General features: G+C 37.4%; 9 protein-coding genes, 12 tRNA genes, 3 rRNA genes, 1 riboswitch and 1 other annotated feature. Of the genes, 4 read left to right on the top strand and 20 right to left on the bottom strand.

The genetic code is table 11. From position 1 onward, the window contains the following. Positions 1–2: 2 nt before the first annotated feature. The 3 genes from leuS to metK form a co-directional block, all read right to left on the bottom strand. Complete coding sequence (gene leuS, locus LHL71_RS02200; RefSeq protein WP_227361392.1) at positions 3–2423, bottom strand: leucine--tRNA ligase; 2421 nt, start codon at positions 2421–2423, stop codon at positions 3–5. Between the two features lie 62 nt (positions 2424–2485). Further along, positions 2486–2691, bottom strand: a binding site (T-box leader). Positions 2692–2787: 96 nt separating this feature from the next. After that, positions 2788–4263: an MDR family MFS transporter gene (locus LHL71_RS02195; RefSeq protein ID WP_227361391.1), complete on the bottom strand. Its 1476-nt coding sequence runs from the start codon at positions 4261–4263 to the stop codon at positions 2788–2790. A 50-nt stretch (positions 4264–4313) separates the two neighbouring features. Beyond that, complete coding sequence (gene metK, locus LHL71_RS02190; RefSeq protein ID WP_227361390.1) at positions 4314–5504, bottom strand: methionine adenosyltransferase; 1191 nt, start codon at positions 5502–5504, stop codon at positions 4314–4316. Continuing rightward, a riboswitch (SMK box riboswitch) is annotated at positions 5502–5585 on the bottom strand. It overlaps the preceding gene by 3 nt. A 205-nt stretch (positions 5586–5790) precedes the next feature. Between metK and LHL71_RS02185 the strand changes: the two genes are divergently transcribed. After that, on the top strand, positions 5791–6138 hold the full coding sequence (locus LHL71_RS02185; protein WP_227361389.1) for a hypothetical protein: 348 nt from the start codon (positions 5791–5793) through the stop codon (positions 6136–6138). Positions 6139–6222: 84 nt separating this feature from the next. Further along, positions 6223–7221: a hypothetical protein gene (locus LHL71_RS02180; RefSeq protein WP_227361388.1), complete on the top strand. Its 999-nt coding sequence runs from the start codon at positions 6223–6225 to the stop codon at positions 7219–7221. 227 nt (positions 7222–7448) lie between these two features. Here the strand turns inward: LHL71_RS02180 and LHL71_RS02175 are convergent. From LHL71_RS02175 to LHL71_RS02110, 14 genes are all read right to left on the bottom strand, one after another. Then, positions 7449–7531 (bottom strand) — tRNA-Leu (locus LHL71_RS02175). A gap of 26 nt (positions 7532–7557) precedes the next feature. Further along, positions 7558–7628, bottom strand: a tRNA-Cys gene (locus tag LHL71_RS02170). A 26-nt stretch (positions 7629–7654) separates the two neighbouring features. Next, positions 7655–7727 (bottom strand) — tRNA-His (locus LHL71_RS02165). Between the two features lie 22 nt (positions 7728–7749). Next, positions 7750–7820 (bottom strand) — tRNA-Trp (locus LHL71_RS02160). Position 7821: 1 nt separating this feature from the next. Beyond that, positions 7822–7907: transfer RNA gene (locus LHL71_RS02155), tRNA-Tyr, on the bottom strand. Positions 7908–7912: 5 nt separating this feature from the next. Continuing rightward, positions 7913–7985: transfer RNA gene (locus LHL71_RS02150), tRNA-Phe, on the bottom strand. A gap of 58 nt (positions 7986–8043) precedes the next feature. Beyond that, positions 8044–8118: transfer RNA gene (locus LHL71_RS02145), tRNA-Asp, on the bottom strand. 12 nt (positions 8119–8130) lie between these two features. After that, a tRNA-Val gene (locus LHL71_RS02140) sits at positions 8131–8203 on the bottom strand. Positions 8204–8207: 4 nt separating this feature from the next. Then, positions 8208–8279, bottom strand: a tRNA-Glu gene (locus tag LHL71_RS02135). Between the two features lie 19 nt (positions 8280–8298). After that, positions 8299–8390, bottom strand: a tRNA-Ser gene (locus tag LHL71_RS02130). A gap of 13 nt (positions 8391–8403) precedes the next feature. Continuing rightward, positions 8404–8476, bottom strand: a tRNA-Asn gene (locus LHL71_RS02125). Between the two features lie 6 nt (positions 8477–8482). Then, positions 8483–8599, bottom strand: a 5S ribosomal RNA gene (gene rrf / locus LHL71_RS02120). An 81-nt stretch (positions 8600–8680) separates the two neighbouring features. Beyond that, positions 8681–11601, bottom strand: a 23S ribosomal RNA gene (locus LHL71_RS02115). A 213-nt stretch (positions 11602–11814) separates the two neighbouring features. Then, positions 11815–13387 (bottom strand): 16S ribosomal RNA (locus tag LHL71_RS02110). Together the 16S, 23S and 5S rRNA genes with 11 tRNA genes alongside form the textbook arrangement of a ribosomal RNA operon. Before the next feature lie 473 nt (positions 13388–13860). Between LHL71_RS02110 and LHL71_RS02105 the strand changes: the two genes are divergently transcribed. Then, complete coding sequence (locus LHL71_RS02105; RefSeq protein ID WP_227361387.1) at positions 13861–14499, top strand: VTT domain-containing protein; 639 nt, start codon at positions 13861–13863, stop codon at positions 14497–14499. A gap of 251 nt (positions 14500–14750) precedes the next feature. Here LHL71_RS02105 and LHL71_RS02100 read toward each other — a convergent pair. Beyond that, positions 14751–14838: transfer RNA gene (locus tag LHL71_RS02100), tRNA-Ser, on the bottom strand. Positions 14839–14900: 62 nt separating this feature from the next. Between LHL71_RS02100 and LHL71_RS02095 the strand changes: the two genes are divergently transcribed. Further along, positions 14901–15221, top strand: a complete 321-nt coding sequence (locus LHL71_RS02095) for a magnetosome magnetite crystal formation protein family (protein ID WP_227361386.1) — start codon at positions 14901–14903, stop codon at positions 15219–15221. Between the two features lie 46 nt (positions 15222–15267). On the opposite strand, the gene LHL71_RS02090 is transcribed toward LHL71_RS02095, so the two are convergent. Next, on the bottom strand, positions 15268–15786 hold the full coding sequence (locus LHL71_RS02090) for an adenine phosphoribosyltransferase (RefSeq protein WP_227361385.1): 519 nt from the start codon (positions 15784–15786) through the stop codon (positions 15268–15270). Positions 15787–15789: 3 nt separating this feature from the next. Further along, positions 15790–18123 carry a single-stranded-DNA-specific exonuclease RecJ gene (gene recJ / locus LHL71_RS02085; RefSeq protein ID WP_227361384.1) on the bottom strand — a complete coding sequence of 778 codons (2334 nt, stop codon included), beginning with the start codon at positions 18121–18123 and terminating at the stop codon, positions 15790–15792. Positions 18124–18161 lie beyond the last annotated feature (38 nt).

The raw sequence follows: 18161 nt of genomic DNA, 5'->3' as shown, positions 1-18161 counted from the left end.
GTTTAACCAACCACGATATTAATAATCTTGTTTGGAATTACAATTACTTTTTTAATTTCTTTATTATCGACATATTCTTTTACTTTTTCATCATTTACGGCAATATCTTGAATTGTTGCTTTATCCGCATCTTTAGAAACAGTAATATGTCCACGGACTTTTCCGTTAACTTGAACTACTAATTCAGAGGTACTTTCAACCATTTTTGATTCATCGTAGGTTGGCCATTGTTCATAAGCGATGGAATTTGTATGACCTAAGCGACTCCATAACTCTTCTGAGATATGTGGAGCGATTGGTGATAATAATTTAACAAAACCATCAATATATTCTTGTGGTAATGACTTAGCTTTATAAGCATCATTAACGAACACCATCATTTGTGAAATGGCTACATTAAAATGCAATTGTTCATAATCGCTAGTAACTGTTTTAACCGTTTGGTTATAAATCTTATCTAAACTACCATCATTTTCAGCAGTAATCTTAGGATTCAATTTATTATCATCGGTAACCACTAAACGCCAAACTCGATCTAGCCAACGTCTCGAACCGGCAATTCCTTCCGTATTCCATGGTTTAGCAGCATCCAAAGGACCCATAAACATTTCATAAAGTCTTAAGGTATCTGCACCATATTCGGAAACAATATCATCAGGATTAATTACATTACCTTTTGATTTTGACATTTTTTCATGGTTAGTTCCAAGAATCATTCCTTGGTTAACTAATTTATGAATTGGTTCTTTAGTTGGTACTACCCCAATATCATATAGGAATTTATGCCAGAAACGAGCATAAAGTAAGTGAAGCACAGCGTGTTCGGCTCCCCCAACATATAGATCGACATCTAACCAATATTTTAAGCGTTCTGGATCAGCAAGCATTTCATCATTATCAGGATCAATATATCTTAAGAAGTACCATGAACTACCAGCCCATTGTGGCATAGTATTGGTTTCACGTTTACCCTTTCGACCATTTTCATCAACTACATTAACCCAATCTTCAAGATTAGCTAACGGACTTTCTCCAGTACCGGATGGTTCAATGTTATCAGTTTCCGGTAACATTAGAGGTAGTTGATCTTCAGGGACTAAGGTAGTTTCACCATCTTCCCAATGGATAACTGGGATTGGTTCACCCCAATAACGTTGGCGACTAAAGATCCAATCTCTTAATCTAAAGTTAGTTTTTTGGTGACCAACCTTATGACTTTCTAACCATTCAAGAGCAGCTTTGATGGCAGTAGGTTTATCCATTCCATCCATAAATTCAGAATTAATGTGTTTACCATTACCGGTAAAGGCTGCTTCTTCAAGATTACCGCCTTCAATAACTGGCAAGATTGGTAAATTAAACTTCTTAGCAAATTCATAATCGCGATCATCATGGGCAGGAACAGCCATAATGGCACCCGTTCCATATGATGAAAGAACATAATCTCCAATCCAAATTGGGATTAATTCACCATTTATTGGATTAGTAGCATATGCACCAGTAAATACTCCGCTCTTATCTTTATTTAAATCAGTTCTTTCAAGGTCGGACTTTCTGGAAACTTCTTCTTTATATTTATTTACAATTTCTTTTTGTTCGTCAGTGGTAATTTGATCTACTAAATCATGTTCTGGTGATAATACTAAATAGCTAACCCCAAACATAGTATCTGGGCGAGTAGTAAATACTTCAATTTTTTTATCTTCAGCATTATCAACTTTAAAGAATACACTTGCTCCTTTAGAACGACCAATCCAGTTTCTTTGCATTTCTTTAATGCTTTCTGGCCAGTCTAGATCATCAAGATCATCAATCAAGCGATCAGCATACTCAGTAATTTTTAACACCCATTGGCGCATTGGTACTCGATAAACAGGATAACCACCACGTTCGGTTTTACCATCAATAACTTCTTCGTTAGAAACTACAGTCCCACCCATAAAATCAGGAGCCCAGTTAACCATAATTTCATCTTCATAGGCTAGGCCTTTTTTATAAAGTTGCTCAAAAATCCATTGAGTCCACTTATAGTATTTTGGATCAGTAGTGTTGATTTCACGATCCCAATCATATGAAAACCCCAAAGATTTAATTTGGCGTCTGAAGTTATCAATATTTTCAACAGTAAAATCTTTCGGGTTATGACCAGTCTTTAATGCATATTGTTCAGCAGGAAGTCCAAAGGCATCCCAACCAATTGGATGCAATACATTCTTACCTTGCATTCGTTTAAATCTAGCCATAATATCAGTTGCAGTGTATCCTTCAGGATGACCTACGTGAAGTCCCTGACCTGATGGATATGGAAACATATCTAGTACATAGTACTTATCTTTTGATTGATCGTTAGTGGTTTTAAAGGTTTTATTTTTTTCCCAATAATCTTGCCACTTTTTTTCAATATCAATATGATCGTATGCCATATCATTACCTACTTTCCTTTAATTAACAAAAAAATCCTATAAAAAGTAAACCAATTTACTTTTTATAGGACGAATTACATCGCGGTACCACCTATTTTCTCAATTAAGAGCGCTTAATTATCAATAACGGTGATATAACCGGATTAACCTACTTTTATATTTAGTCAATCGCTTAACGATGAGTTCATAACCCTTAAATCTAAGTTCGCATTGGCCACTTAGTTTCTGAAAAATAAGAATTACTAATAATTCGTCTCTACGCTTTGTTTAATTATATTTTCATATAATTTTAGCAAACAAAATTAATAAAAGCAAATTGATTTTGGCTAATAAAAAAGCACCCACAATTTTGTGAGTGCTGAAATTAATCAATTTTTTGGTGTTTATTTTTACGATCAAAGAAATTAATCAAGTATGCCAAAACAATTAAAATAATAGCTAATAAAAATACATTATGAATTCCGCTATATAAAATATTTCTTAACTGTGGTAATAATTTTTCAGGCAATTCTTTAGCTGTTTGCGGATTAATTAATTTATTAATCATGGAAACCTTAGTACCTTCGTGTTGATTAACTCCTCTTAAAATCGAAGTATTCATCACAATTCCAAATACTGACATCATTAAAGATTGTCCCAAAGTACGACTCAAGGTATTAAAGGATGAAGCTACCCCAACTTGATTAGGTTCAACCTCGTTTTGAACGGAAATCGTTGAAGTAGTGATCGTAATTCCAAAACCAGTACCACAGATGGCCGCAATTCCTAAGAAAGTAATAAATGGTACATTAGCTGGAAGTAAGATCATTAAAATAGCACCTATTAATATAAATCCTAAGCTAATATTCATAATCTGGTAAGGCGATAATTTAGCTAGCAACTTCCCAGCGATAAATGAACCTACAATCCACATCAAAGAACTAGGTGTTACTGCAAATCCGGCTAATGAAGCTTTTAATCCCAATATTCCTTGAGTCCAATCTGGTAAGTAAACTTCAAAACCAATTAAAAATCCACTAACTAATGCAGCAATGGCATTTTGAACAACAAAGGTACGATTACTGAATAAATTCATTGGAATGATTGGATCATCAACCACCATTTCATGACGTATAAATCCTACCAAACTAGCAATAGAAATTAATAAACATCCAGCAATGATTTTCCAATTAATAGGACTTTGTCCAATTAATTGGAAGGCATACATTATCGATAATAAGGCAACAGTTAATAATGTCATACCCCATATATCAATTTTACTTTTTACCTTATTAGGAGTTTCATGCAAGAAAACTATAACCATAAGCATTACAATTAATCCCACTGGTAAATTAATCATAAAAATCCAATGCCAACTAAAATTATCAACAATAAATCCACCAATTAATGGTGCAGCTATTGAAGCAATTCCCCAAGCGGAACTATTTAATCCCATAATTTGAGCACGTTTCTCAATAGAATACATATCCGCTATAATCGTATTGGAAATTGGCATAATCGAACCAGCCCCAATACCTTGAATAGCTCGACAAATAATTAAAATTACCATTGAATTAGATAATCCTGATAAAACTGAACCGATGATAAAAATTGATATTCCTAATAGGAACATTGGTTTACGGCCAATTTGATCAGCTAATTTTCCATAAATCGGTGTAGCAATGGCATTTGTCAAAAGAAAAATAGAAAATACCCAATTCATCAATGAAACTCCATGTAAATCTCCAACAATCGTTGGCATAGCAGTTGAAACAATGGTTCCCTCAATCGCACTCATAAATGTAGCAATAAATAAGGCGATAGTAACCAATTTAGTATTACTTGAACTTTTACTATTCATTATTAACTCCTAAAAACTACAAAACGCCCTTGATAATCAAGGGACGTTCTTTATTTATTAAAATACTGGTTTAATTCAGAAACTTTATCAGTGTGTTCCCATGGTAAATCGACATCAGTACGGCCAAAATGACCGTATGCGGCAGTTTTTTTATAAATTGGTTTTCTTAGATCAAGCATTTCAATAATTCCGGCTGGACGCAAGTCAAAGATTCGGCGAACCGCTTTGACTAATTCAGCTTCAGAAACCTTGCTAGTTCCAAATGTATCAATTGATACAGAAACTGGTTCAGCTACACCAATAGCATAAGCAATTTGGATTTCAGCTCGTTTAGCCAATCCAGCAGCTACAATATTTTTAGCAATATATCTAGCAGCGTAACTAGCTGACCGATCAACTTTGGTAGCATCTTTACCTGAAAAGGCCCCACCACCATGGTGAGCAAATCCACCATAAGTATCTACGATAATTTTACGTCCAGTTAATCCGGCATCCCCTTGAGGACCACCAATTACAAAACGTCCGGTAGGATTAATTAAATATTTAGTATTTTCATCCAGTAAATCATTTGGAATTACTGGCTTGATAATATCATTAATTACATCTTCTTTAATTTGCTTTAAAGTAGCATCTTCAGAATGTTGGGTACTAATAACTACAGTATCCACACGTAAAGGTTTTTTATTATCATCATATTCAACGGTCACTTCAGCTTTAGCATCTGGTCCTAAATATGATAAATTACCACTCTTACGTAACTCGGCTTGCTTCTTCATTAAAGCATGTGATAAAGCAATTGGTAATGGCATAAATTCAGGAGTTTCATCAATAGCATATCCGAACATTAGTCCCTGATCACCGGCACCGATTTGGTCTAATGGATCTTCAGCACCATCACGTTTTTCAAGAGCATCATCCACCCCTTGAGCAATATCAGGTGATTGTTCATCAATAGCAACTAAAACAGCACAGTTATCACCATCAAATCCATATTTACCATCGGTATAACCGATTTCTTTAATAGTGTTTCTAACTATCTTTTGGATATCAACATAAGCGGTAGTTGAAATTTCACCAAAAACTAGTACTAGTCCTGTAGTTACTGAGGTCTCACAAGCAACTCGGGCTTGAGGATCTTGTGCTAAAATTGCATCCAAAATTGCATCACTAATTTGATCAGCAATCTTATCTGGATGTCCTTCTGAAACTGATTCCGAAGTAAATAAATGTCTTTCTTGCATTTAAATTCCCCCTATATATTTTTTAGGTTACAAGGATTCTTCAATATAATATGAAGCCTATCGGGATAACTCATAACTTTACTATCGTACCATACCTAATTTTGTTTTTAAAGCAGACATTTAAATTACTAAGCTTTTTACTTGACTTTTTTAACGTTATCTTAATTAATATTATTATTTTTTAAACTAGATTAATTTTAAGCAAAGAAGTACTTTATCATAGCTATTTAAAGTTTATTGATGATAGACTATTTTAGTTAACAAATTTAAGGAATGGTGAATTTTAGTGAAAATCAGAATAATTGGTGATATTCGTACCGGTAATTTACAACCCAGTCTTACAGGAAACCCAATTGTGGATGACGCCTTAATAAAAAATTTTTGTAATAAATTACAATCTGAATGCTGTAACAACAATATTCTGTTAGAAATTGTTATAGATCACCAATTTAATGGTGATCCTCAGGACGACATAATTATTATTGACCAAAATATATTTAAGTTATTTAATGATAAAGATTTTTCTGATAAGGTCATTCCGATTGATCGAAATGACTTACTTTGGGGAAATACAGATAATTCCCTTTCAAAACTTAATCAATTAAACTATTGTCTACTTCAAAAAGCCGAATAAAAGGACCCTATCATTTGTATAGGGTCCTTTTATTCGGCTTTAAATTTAAAATGTTTTATACTATAAATTATGGAGGTGTCTATAATGGATGATTTTAATGAGTATCAACAATATGCTGATGAAATTAAAAAATATAATTTAAATAGTGTTACTAAATTTATTGAAGTAATTTTTATGGCAATTAATTTCATAGTTATTTTTGCAAATATGAATTTTAGGATTCCGATTTTAACTATGAGCCTTTGTATTTTAGGATCTCTTAGCGGAATTTATCTTATAGTCCAATTTATTAGATTACTACATACTGACTTTACTAATAAATCTGTATCTATTGCTAATTCACTTAATGCAATAATTTTAATTAATATTGCCATAATTTCTATGTTTATAATTATTGTATTTTATTTATTTTTAATGAGTAAAACTATTAAAATTCCTTATGTAGATGGTTTAGCTAAAAATCTTTTTTTTAATAACTGCACATGGGTGGTATATGTTTTACAAGTATACTATGATTTTGCTTTTTTCTTAATTTTCGTTCCCAAAATTAGTTATAAAGCTGACAATATTGTTAATATCGTAAAAAATAATAACTACCTTCATTTTTTATCAAGCAATGATATTACTAAAGAAAATAATATTATTTTTATTAACCAAAATAGATATAAACATTTTAAAAAACAATATATTCCAATAACAGAAAATATACGAAACTTACATGTTAATAATTTATTGAAATTATCAAAATCATCAGTTAACCAACTAGAATTAATATGTAACAAAAAAATTACTACTTTGTCTACCCCTATTCTAACTATTTTAAGTTCCATTGCAGTTATATCAGCGCTATTCGAAATAATTAGAAAATATATATTTTCCAACGTATTTAATTTAGCAAGGAAAATATTTAGTGTTGAATTTGATAATCAATTAATAGATATTTTTGTAAGTATAATATATATATTAATGGTTATAATAGTAATTACAACTTTTATTATTTTCCTAATTAACAAGGAAGAAGTACCAACCTATCAATATATTCTTTCAATCATTGAACAAGCTCGCCAAGAAAATAACAATTGATATATTAAATAAAAAGCACTGCTATTAACTTAGCAGTGCTTTTTATTGGATAGGTCCTATTTTAGAAAAAATTTTAATTTAAATTATATTGATTATTATGATTTAGATAATAGTAGTTTTTAATATTAATACCAATTTTTTCATAAAACAAAAAAGAGCTAAATGTTATTATATTAACATTTAGCTCTTAACATGAATAATTTATATAAGCAATCTTTCGTCTACTATACCGGAGGTGGGGTTCGAACCCACACGTCCTAGGGACACTGGATTTTGAGTCCAGCGCGTCTGCCAATTCCGCCACTCCGGCAAAAACTATAAATTAAATATAGTAAAAGGCGGTAGACGGATTTGAACCGACGATAAAGGTTTTGCAGACCTCTGCCTTACCACTTGGCTATACCGCCATACAAAATAATTACTATAAAAAAAGGGCGGTAGATGGGAATCGAACCCACGCGTGTCGGTACCACAAACCGATGTGTTAACCACTTCACCACTACCGCCATAATATTATTATTAATGAAACAGGGATAGTAGGAATTGAACCCACATCGACGGTTTTGGAGACCGTAGTTCTACCATTAAACTATATCCCTATGGTGGAGGGGAGTGGATTCGAACCACCGAACCCGAAGGAGTGGATTTACAGTCCACCGCGTTTAGCCAGACTTCGCTACCCCTCCATTAATGGCGCGGGACAGAATCGAACTGCCGACACATGGAGCTTCAATCCATTGCTCTACCAACTGAGCTACCGAGCCATTTGCTACCACCAATAATAATATTAATGTTGTGTATTAAATTTTTGATACATAACAACGGTCCGTACGAGACTCGAACTCGTGATCTCCTGCGTGACAGGCAGGCGTCCTAAACCAACTAGACCAACGGACCAAAATGTCATAATGGAGGATACAGGGATCGAACCTGTGACCTCCTGCTTGTAAGGCAGATGCTCTCCCAGCTGAGCTAATCCTCCAAAATGACCCGTACGGGATTCGAACCCATGTTACCGCCGTGAAAGGGCGGTGTCTTAACCACTTGACCAACGGGTCATACATTTAAAAGTCAATACGGAGAGTAAGGGATTCGAACCCTTGAAACAAGCTTTAACTCGTTTACATCATTTCCAATGATGCTCCTTCGGCCATCTCGGACAACTCTCCATTTAACAATTAACTCCGGCAGGCGGGCTCGAACCGTCGACAACCTGATTAACAGTCAGGTGCTCTACCAACTGAGCTATGCCGGAATAAAAGCATGGCAACTTCCTACCCTCGCAGGGGGCGATCCCCCAACTACTATCGGCGTTCAGAAGCTTAACTACTGTGTTCGGCATGGGAACAGGTGTATCCTTCTGGCTATCGCCACCACACTATATATCTAGAAAGAACTTCGTTCTCTCAAAACTAGCTAATATTAATTTTTCTGCATTGAGAACACCAAATCAACTCTATTGGTTAAGTCCTCGACCGATTAGTATTGGTCCGCTCCACGTATCACTACGCTTCCACTTCCAACCTATCTACCTGATCATCTCTCAGGGGTCTTACTTCCATAAAGGAATGGGAAATCTCATCTTGAGGCGAGTTTCACACTTAGATGCTTTCAGCGTTTATCTCATCCATACATAGCTACCCAGCGATGCTCCTGGCGGAACAACTGGTACACCAGCGGTATGTCCATTCCGGTCCTCTCGTACTAGGAACAGCTCCTCTCAAATTTCCTGCGCCCGCGACGGATAGGGACCGAACTGTCTCACGACGTTCTGAACCCAGCTCGCGTACCGCTTTAATGGGCGAACAGCCCAACCCTTGGGACCGACTACAGCCCCAGGATGCGATGAGCCGACATCGAGGTGCCAAACCTCCCCGTCGATGTGGACTCTTGGGGGAGATAAGCCTGTTATCCCCAGGGTAGCTTTTATCCGTTGAGCGATGGCCCTTCCATACGGTACCACCGGATCACTAAGCCCGACTTTCGTCCCTGCTCGACCTGTCTGTCTCGCAGTCAAGCTCCCTTCTGCCTTTACACTCTGCGAATGATTTCCAACCATTCTGAGGGAACCTTTGGGCGCCTCCGTTACTATTTGGGAGGCGACCGCCCCAGTCAAACTGCCCACCTGACACTGTCTCCCACCACGCTAAGTGGTGCGGGTTAGAGTGTCCACACAGCTAGGGTAGTATCCCACCAACGCCTCCACCGAGACTAGCGTCCCGGCTTCAATGGCTCCTACCTATCCTGTACAAGCTGTATCAACACCCAATATCAAGCTACAGTAAAGCTCCATGGGGTCTTTCCGTCCTGTCGCGGGTAACCTGCTTCTTCACAGGTATCTTAATTTCACCGAGTCTCTCGTTGAGACAGTGCCCAGATCGTTACGCCTTTCGTGCGGGTCGGAACTTACCCGACAAGGAATTTCGCTACCTTAGGACCGTTATAGTTACGGCCGCCGTTTACTGGGGCTTCATTTCTGGGCTTCGCATTAAATGCTAACTCATCCACTTAACCTTCCAGCACCGGGCAGGCGTCAGCCCCTATACGTCATCTTACGATTTTGCAGAAACCTGTGTTTTTGATAAACAGTCGCCTGGGCCTCTTCACTGCGGCTGTCCTTGCGGACAGCACCCCTTCTTCCGAAGTTACGGGGTCATTTTGCCGAGTTCCTTAACGAGAGTTCACTCGCTCACCTTAGGATACTCTCCTCGACTACCTGTGTCGGTTTGCGGTACGGGTAGTTAATCACTAACTAGAAGCTTTTCTCGGCAGTGTGACGTCAATTGCTTCCCTACTTTATTTCGGTCCTCATCACAACTTGTCAACCCGGTTAAAAGCATTTGACTCTTAACCTGACTTATTGCTTGAACACACATTTCCAGCCGTGTGCACAATTTAGCCTCCTGCGTCCCTCCATCGCTCAAACATGATTAACTAGTACAGGAATCTCAACCTGTTGTCCATCGCCTACGCCTCTTGGCCTCGGCTTAGGTCCCGACTTACCCTGGGAGGACGAGCCTTCCCCAGGAAACCTTAGTCGTTCGGTGGATCAGATTCTCACTGATCTTTCGCTACTCATACCGGCATTCTCACTTCTAAGCGCTCCACTAGTCCTTACGGTCTAGCTTCATTGCCCTTAGAACGCTCTCCTATCACATGAACAAAGTTCATGTCCACAGTCTCGGTAATATGCTTAGCCCCGGTAAATTTTCGGCGCGGAATCACTCGACTAGTGAGCTATTACGCACTCTTTAAATGGTGGCTGCTTCTGAGCCAACATCCTAGTTGTCTAAGCAACTCCACATCCTTTTCCACTTAGCATATATTTAGGGACCTTAACTGGTGGTCTGGGCTGTTCCCCTTTCGACGATGGATCTTATCACTCACCGTCTGACTCCCGGACATAAATCAATGGTATTCGGAGTTTATCTGAGCTCAGTAATCCATGACGGACCCCTTACCCAAACAGTGGCTCTACCTCCATGATTCTAATTCCGAGGCTAGCCCTAAAGCTATTTCGGAGAGAACCAGCTATCTCCAAGTTCGTTTGGAATTTCACCGCTACCCACACCTCATCCCAGCACTTTTCAACGTACACGGGTTCGGCCCTCCAGTGCGTTTTACCGCACCTTCAGCCTGGACATGGGTAGATCACCTGGTTTCGGGTCTACAGCAACATACTTATTCGCCCTATTAAGACTCGCTTTCGCTGCGGCTCCGGCTTTTCACCTTAACCTTGCATGTTACCGTAACTCGCCGGTTCATTCTACAAAAGGCACGCTATCACCCATTAACGGGCTCTAACTGCTTGTAGGCACATGGTTTCAGGAACTATTTCACTCCCCTTCCGGGGTGCTTTTCACCTTTCCCTCACGGTACTGGTTCACTATCGGTCACTAGGGAGTATTTAGCCTTGGGAGATGGTCCTCCCGGATTCCGACGGAGTTTCACGTGTTCCGCCGTACTCAGGATCCTGAACTGAGAGTTATCGATTTCGCCTACAAGGCTATCACTTTCTTTGGCCAACCTTCCCAGGTTGTTCAGCTATCAATAACTTTGGTAACTCAAATGTTCAGTCCTACAACCCCAATGAGCAAGCTCATTGGTTTGGGCTGTTCCCCGTTCGCTCGCCGCTACTTAGGGAATCGAATTTTCTTTCTCTTCCTGTGGGTACTTAGATGTTTCAGTTCCCCACGTCTACCTCTACTTAACTATGTATTCATTAAGTAGTAACAATCGACTAAGATTGCTGGGTTTCCCCATTCGGAAATCTCCGGATCAAAGCTTACGTACAGCTCCCCGAAGCATATCGGTGTTAGTTCCGTCCTTCATCGGCTCCTAGTGCCAAGGCATCCACCATGCGCCCTTTATAACTTAACCTCACAACCTACGGTTGTGCATTAGTTATTGAGTATTTGCGATTTTTTCTTGTTAAAAACTCAAAATTACGCGGTGTTCTCGGTTTAATTATATTTATTATAATTACTACAGAAAAATTAATATTATCTAGTTTTCAAAGAACCAAGTTTGAGAGTAGACCTCTCAAAACTAAACAAAGTTTCGATTAATGTGCAGGCTTCCTTTATTCCTTAGAAAGGAGGTGATCCAGCCGCAGGTTCTCCTACGGCTACCTTGTTACGACTTCACCCTAATCATCTGTCCCACCTTAGGCGGCTGGCCCCAAAAGGTTACCTCACCGACTTTGGGTGTTACAAACTCTCATGGTGTGACGGGCGGTGTGTACAAGGCCCGGGAACGTATTCACCGTGGCATGCTGATCCACGATTACTAGCGATTCCGACTTCATGCAGGCGAGTTGCAGCCTGCAATCCGAACTGAGAACGGCTTTAAGAGATTAGCTTAGCCTCGCGACTTCGCGACTCGTTGTACCGTCCATTGTAGCACGTGTGTAGCCCAGGTCATAAGGGGCATGATGACTTGACGTCATCCCCACCTTCCTCCGGTTTGTCACCGGCAGTCTTGCTAGAGTGCCCAACTAAATGCTGGCAACTAACAATAAGGGTTGCGCTCGTTGCGGGACTTAACCCAACATCTCACGACACGAGCTGACGACAGCCATGCACCACCTGTCATTCTGTCCCCGAAGGGAACGCCTCATCTCTGAGGTTGGCAGAAGATGTCAAGACCTGGTAAGGTTCTTCGCGTTGCATCGAATTAAACCACATGCTCCACCGCTTGTGCGGGCCCCCGTCAATTCCTTTGAGTTTCAACCTTGCGGTCGTACTCCCCAGGCGGAGTGCTTAATGCGTTAGCTGCAGCACTGAAGGGCGGAAACCCTCCAACACTTAGCACTCATCGTTTACGGCATGGACTACCAGGGTATCTAATCCTGTTCGCTACCCATGCTTTCGAGCCTCAGCGTCAGTTACAGACCAGACAGCCGCCTTCGCCACTGGTGTTCTTCCATATATCTACGCATTTCACCGCTACACATGGAGTTCCACTGTCCTCTTCTGCACTCAAGTCTCCCAGTTTCCGATGCACTTCTTCGGTTAAGCCGAAGGCTTTCACATCAGACTTAAAAAACCGCCTGCGCTCGCTTTACGCCCAATAAATCCGGACAACGCTTGCCACCTACGTATTACCGCGGCTGCTGGCACGTAGTTAGCCGTGGCTTTCTGGTTGGATACCGTCAAAGCATGATCAGTTACTATCACACCTGTTCTTCTCCAACAACAGAGTTTTACGAGCCGAAACCCTTCTTCACTCACGCGGCGTTGCTCCATCAGACTTTCGTCCATTGTGGAAGATTCCCTACTGCTGCCTCCCGTAGGAGTTTGGGCCGTGTCTCAGTCCCAATGTGGCCGATTACCCTCTCAGGTCGGCTACGCATCATTGCCTTGGTGGGCTATTATCTCACCAACTAGCTAATGCGCCGCGGGTCCATCCTAAAGTGGTAGCAAAACCACCTTTTAAACCGAAACCATGCGGTTTCAGTTGTTATACGGTATTAGCACCTGTTTCCAAGTGTTATCCCCTGCTTTAGGGTAGGTTACCCACGTGTTACTCACCAGTTCGCCACTCGTCCCAATGTTTAAAACGCTCGGTGCAAGCACCAATTGTTTTAAACGAGGACGCGTTCGACTTGCATGTATTAGGCACGCCGCCAGCGTTCGTCCTGAGCCAGGATCAAACTCTCATTTTAAAAATGATTAAGCTTGTAAGCTCATTTTGTTGTTCTATTTACTAGCGAATTGACTTCGCAAATGTTTTGGTCATAAACCGAAATGATTTATGACGCCCTGCACATTTGTTTAATCGAAACTTTGTTCAGTTTTCAAAGATCTACTTCGTTGTCATAACTTATTTATTATCGTTTTGACAACTATTTAATAATAACAGATTCAATTGCTTGCGTCAACAACTTTTTTTAATTTAATTAACTTAATTAATTCAACCAATCAAGTAATCTCTCTCAAGTGATGAACACTGTCATTTGACAACAGAAACTAGTTTATCAAGTTTATCTATGAGGGTCAAGTGTTTTTTTAAATTAATCTATAATTTCTATAATTATAAAAATTATGTTTTCATTAAAGCCAATATATAATGCTTTATATTCTTTATTTAATAATTAATAATATAAGAAATAGTTCAAACTAAAGGAGGAAATTAAGCTTGGGCGTGTTAATAGACTTTGTATTACATATTGATAAACATCTTGTTAATATTGTCAATACATTTGGGGATTGGACTTACTTAATCCTTTTTACAATTATCTTTATTGAAACTGGTGCGGTAATACTTCCCTTTTTACCTGGTGACTCATTATTATTTGCAGGAGCAGCTCTTTCCGCTAATCCAACATATAAATTAAACATATGGATTTTCATTTTAATCTTCTTGATCGCATCCATTTGTGGTGACTCACTTAATTTTTACTTTGGTGAAAAATTTGGAAACTTAATAACTACTCATCCATTTTTTGGTAAATTTATAAAGCAAAAGGATATTGATCGAGCTCGTGGATTTTTTGAAAAACACGGGGCATTGGCAATTTTCCTAGCCAGATTTATGCCAATCATTCGGACTTTTGTTCCATTTGTGGCAGCCGGTAGTAATTTTCCATACTCTAAATTTGCTAAATACAATATTCCAGCCTGTATAACTTGGGTGCTAATCTGCTGTGGAAGTGGATACTTCTTCGGAAACATTCCATTTGTAAAAGAGCATTTTTCATTAGTAATCATTGGTATTGTTATTATTTCTTTAATCCCAGCAATTTTTGGATTTATTAAAGGAAAAATCAGTAAATAGAATTAAAGCTGCTAAATAATTATATTTAGCAGCTTTTTTAAACAAAAAATCTCCTACTTATCATGTAGTAGGAGATTCATAGGGCTATGAGCTAATAGATAGCAATATTTTTTCACTATCTAACTAGCAAAAATATAATAACTTATGTAAAACGTTTTATCAATTTATAAGCTTGTGTTTTTTATAACTAGTAGAATTCGTATGAATAAAATAATACCCCTACTAAATTAGTAGGGGTATTATTTATATTAAGGAGAGTACAGGATTTGAACCTGCGCGCCGATATTAATCGGTTCGCCGGATTTCGAGTCCGGTGCATTACCACTCTGCCAACTCTCCATGCAAATAATTATAACAATTAACCATACCATTGTAAAATAATAATTAAAGGAGTTAATACTATGAAAAATAAAGTTATTAATGCTTTATCATACTTTTCAGTTACTTTTGCACCATTTATCTTTCCGTTCATTGTTTGGCTAGTTAGTCAAAACGAACCAGATATTCATAAAAATGCTAAGAAGGCTTTCTTATTACACCTAGTTCCTATAATCCTAACTATCATTTTATTTATCGTCATTGGAACTACTGGTATAGTTCTACAAAATGCTAATACTACCGGATTCATATTTATAATATTAGTAGCCATTGTCGCCTTAATCGATCTAATTATTTATATCTACAATATTTATCTAGGGATTAAGATTCTAATCACTGATTAATAAAAAAGTTCATTTAGTTATTAGCTAAATGAACTTTTTTATTATATTAGTATTTTAATAGACTTAAAACATCATAATTTTTTAACTTTTCACGGCCATTAAGTTCTGATAATTCAATAATAAATGCCGTTCCAACTACAATTCCGCCTAGTTTTTCAACCAATTCAATTGTAGCCTCAATTGTTCCACCAGTAGCTAATAAATCATCGGTTACTAAAACCCGCTGACCTGGAGTAATGGCATCCTTACGTAGAGATAAAGATGCAGTTCCATATTCTAAATCATACGAAGCAGTGGCTGTAGCACCTGGAAGCTTACCCTCTTTTCGAGCTGGTGAAAAACCAACTCCCAATCCATAAGCTACTGGGCAACCAACAATAAAGCCACGAGCTTCTGGCCCTACAACTACATCTACATTGCGTTCTTTAGCGAATGTAATAATTTCATCAGTGGCTTGGCGATAAGCATCTCCATCTTCTAGTAATGGCGAAATATCTCTAAACAAAATTCCCGGTTCAGGATAGTTATTATAAGTCGCAATATAGTCTTCTAAGTTTAATGACATAATTTAGTTCTCCTTTATTTCAAACTGATAGTTTTGAATAAATGAAAATAATTCACTAGTACTAGGTACCAATAATTCGCGTTCAGTTTGAATTTGTTGCTTTCTTAATTGATAACTCAAAGATTCATCAAGACTTTTCTTTTGAAAATCAGGATTTAAATTCATTAAATGTTGATTATCAATCTTAATAAAGTCTAATTCATCAAATACTTTGATCATAAATATTAACGATTCTTGATAGATGTTAATTTTGTTAGCTACCATAGTAAGGTTATTATGGAGATCAATATCTTTGTAGTTATTTACGAACTTAAATAGTTTAGCATACTGGTTACGATCTGGCATCCCTATTTTAGAAATCATATGTTTTTTATATAACAAAAAGGTGGTTTTAGCGGGTGACAGACTAGTTAAAACTCGCAAAAGATCCTCAGTTTTATCCGGACAATCAACGAAGATTAAATGCTTAATTGCATTTTTATCCGGTAAATTATCATACATTACTGCTAATTGATTTTCTTGATATACACGGTCTTTTAAAATCTCATAGTTATTGCGATTAAAAAATACATACAACCCACTATGATTAAACATTTCGGTATATAGTTGATTAGTTCGCATATCCACATAAGGAATTGCAGGTAATTTTAAATCATCAACCATAATTTGAAGAGAAGTTTTATTTTTCCAAGTATTCTCACCCAATTCGCCCACAATCTGTAATTGATTACTATTAGTTTGGAATTGTTCTAAGTATTTTCCACTTCCAAACGAAATAGCGGCTATTTTTTGAGTTTGACCGATCATTTCAAATTTTAAATGGTCCTTTAACTTACCAATTGCTTTGATTCCTGATAAGTTTTTAAAGTTAAATTCAAAAGTTGGTTTTAAGTTATCTTCTCCAAAAGGAGCTAATAATTTGATTTGTTGAATAAAGTTTTTATCGATTTCACTAATTTTTATCTTCGTAGCAACTGTTAATTTATTTTTTTGAGTTAGATCCACATTTTGATGCACAATCTCTTGATCTAATTGTTTTCTAAGTAGATCTAATTTACTACTATCCAGGGATACACCAATAGCTGAATGATGTCCACCAAATGATACCAATTCATCTCTAATTGGATCAATTGCTTTAAACAAATCAAACTGGTTAATGCTTCTCCCAGAACCTTTGGCAATATTAGTATCTTCATCAATAGATAACACAATAGTTGGTCTATGATATTTATCAACCAATCTACCAGCTACAATTCCTAAAATTCCTTCATGCCATCCCGGACTAGCAACTACGATACAACCACTAACGTCTACATGCTCATCATTTTCAATTTGATCAATCGCTGATTTTAAAACTTGGTCCCCTAGTTCTTTACGCTGAGTGTTTTGATCATCAGCAAATTTAGCTAATTCCTTGGCGCGTTTTTCATCTAGCGTAGATAGCAGTTCCACTCCAACGGAAGCATCTCCCATTCTACCTAACGAATTTAATCGGGGAGCTAAATTAAAGCCAATATCTTGTTCGTTTAAATTTTCAAGATTAATGCCCGCTTTTTTAATTAGACTTAGTAGTCCTAATCTTTGAGTCTGCTTTAAAGCTTTTAATCCATAACTTACTAACACACGATTTTCATCAGTTAAAGAAACTACATCGGCTACGGTGCCAATGACTGCTAATTCAATAAGATCGGCTGGAAATTCTTCCAGCAATGCCCACACAAATTTGAAAGCCACTCCTGCACCAGATAATTGACCGAAAGGATACTGATCGCCAACTCGGGGATGAACTAAAGCATATGCGTTAGGCAATACTTCTGGCATTTCATGATGATCCGTTACAATAACCGAGCATCCCAACTCATTGGCATAATCAATAGCTTCATTTCCAGCTATTCCATTATCTACTGTAATAATCAACTTAGTTCCATTGTTAATTATATTTTCAAAAGCTGATTTATTAGGTCCATAGCCTTCATTAAATCGATTAGGAATATAGTAATTTACTTTAGCGCCAACTTGGCTAAGAGCTTCATACATAATCGTTGTGCTAGTAATTCCATCAGCATCATAATCACCATAAACCGTAATTAATTCATCGTTCATAATAGTCTCTTGAACTTTATCAATGGCCTTATCAACATCATGGAGTAAAAAAGGATCATTAAAATCAGTTAATTTTGGATATAAAAACTTCTCGGCCAACTGCTTAGTGTTATATCCTCGACCAATAAGAATCGAGGCCACCAATGGAGAAAGCTTTAATTCTTCAGCCAACTGTTTCGCTTCATTAGAATAATTATTTATTTTAATATCCCAATCATACTTCGAATCAATCATACACTTCACCTATTATTAATCTGATAGTTTAACTAAAA

It is taken from the genome of Lentilactobacillus laojiaonis (genome assembly GCF_020616595.1).
Taxonomy (GTDB): domain Bacteria; phylum Bacillota; class Bacilli; order Lactobacillales; family Lactobacillaceae; genus Lentilactobacillus; species Lentilactobacillus laojiaonis.
The sequence above is the reverse complement of the archived record's forward strand: the minus strand, read 5'-3'. Positions and strand labels throughout refer to the sequence as shown.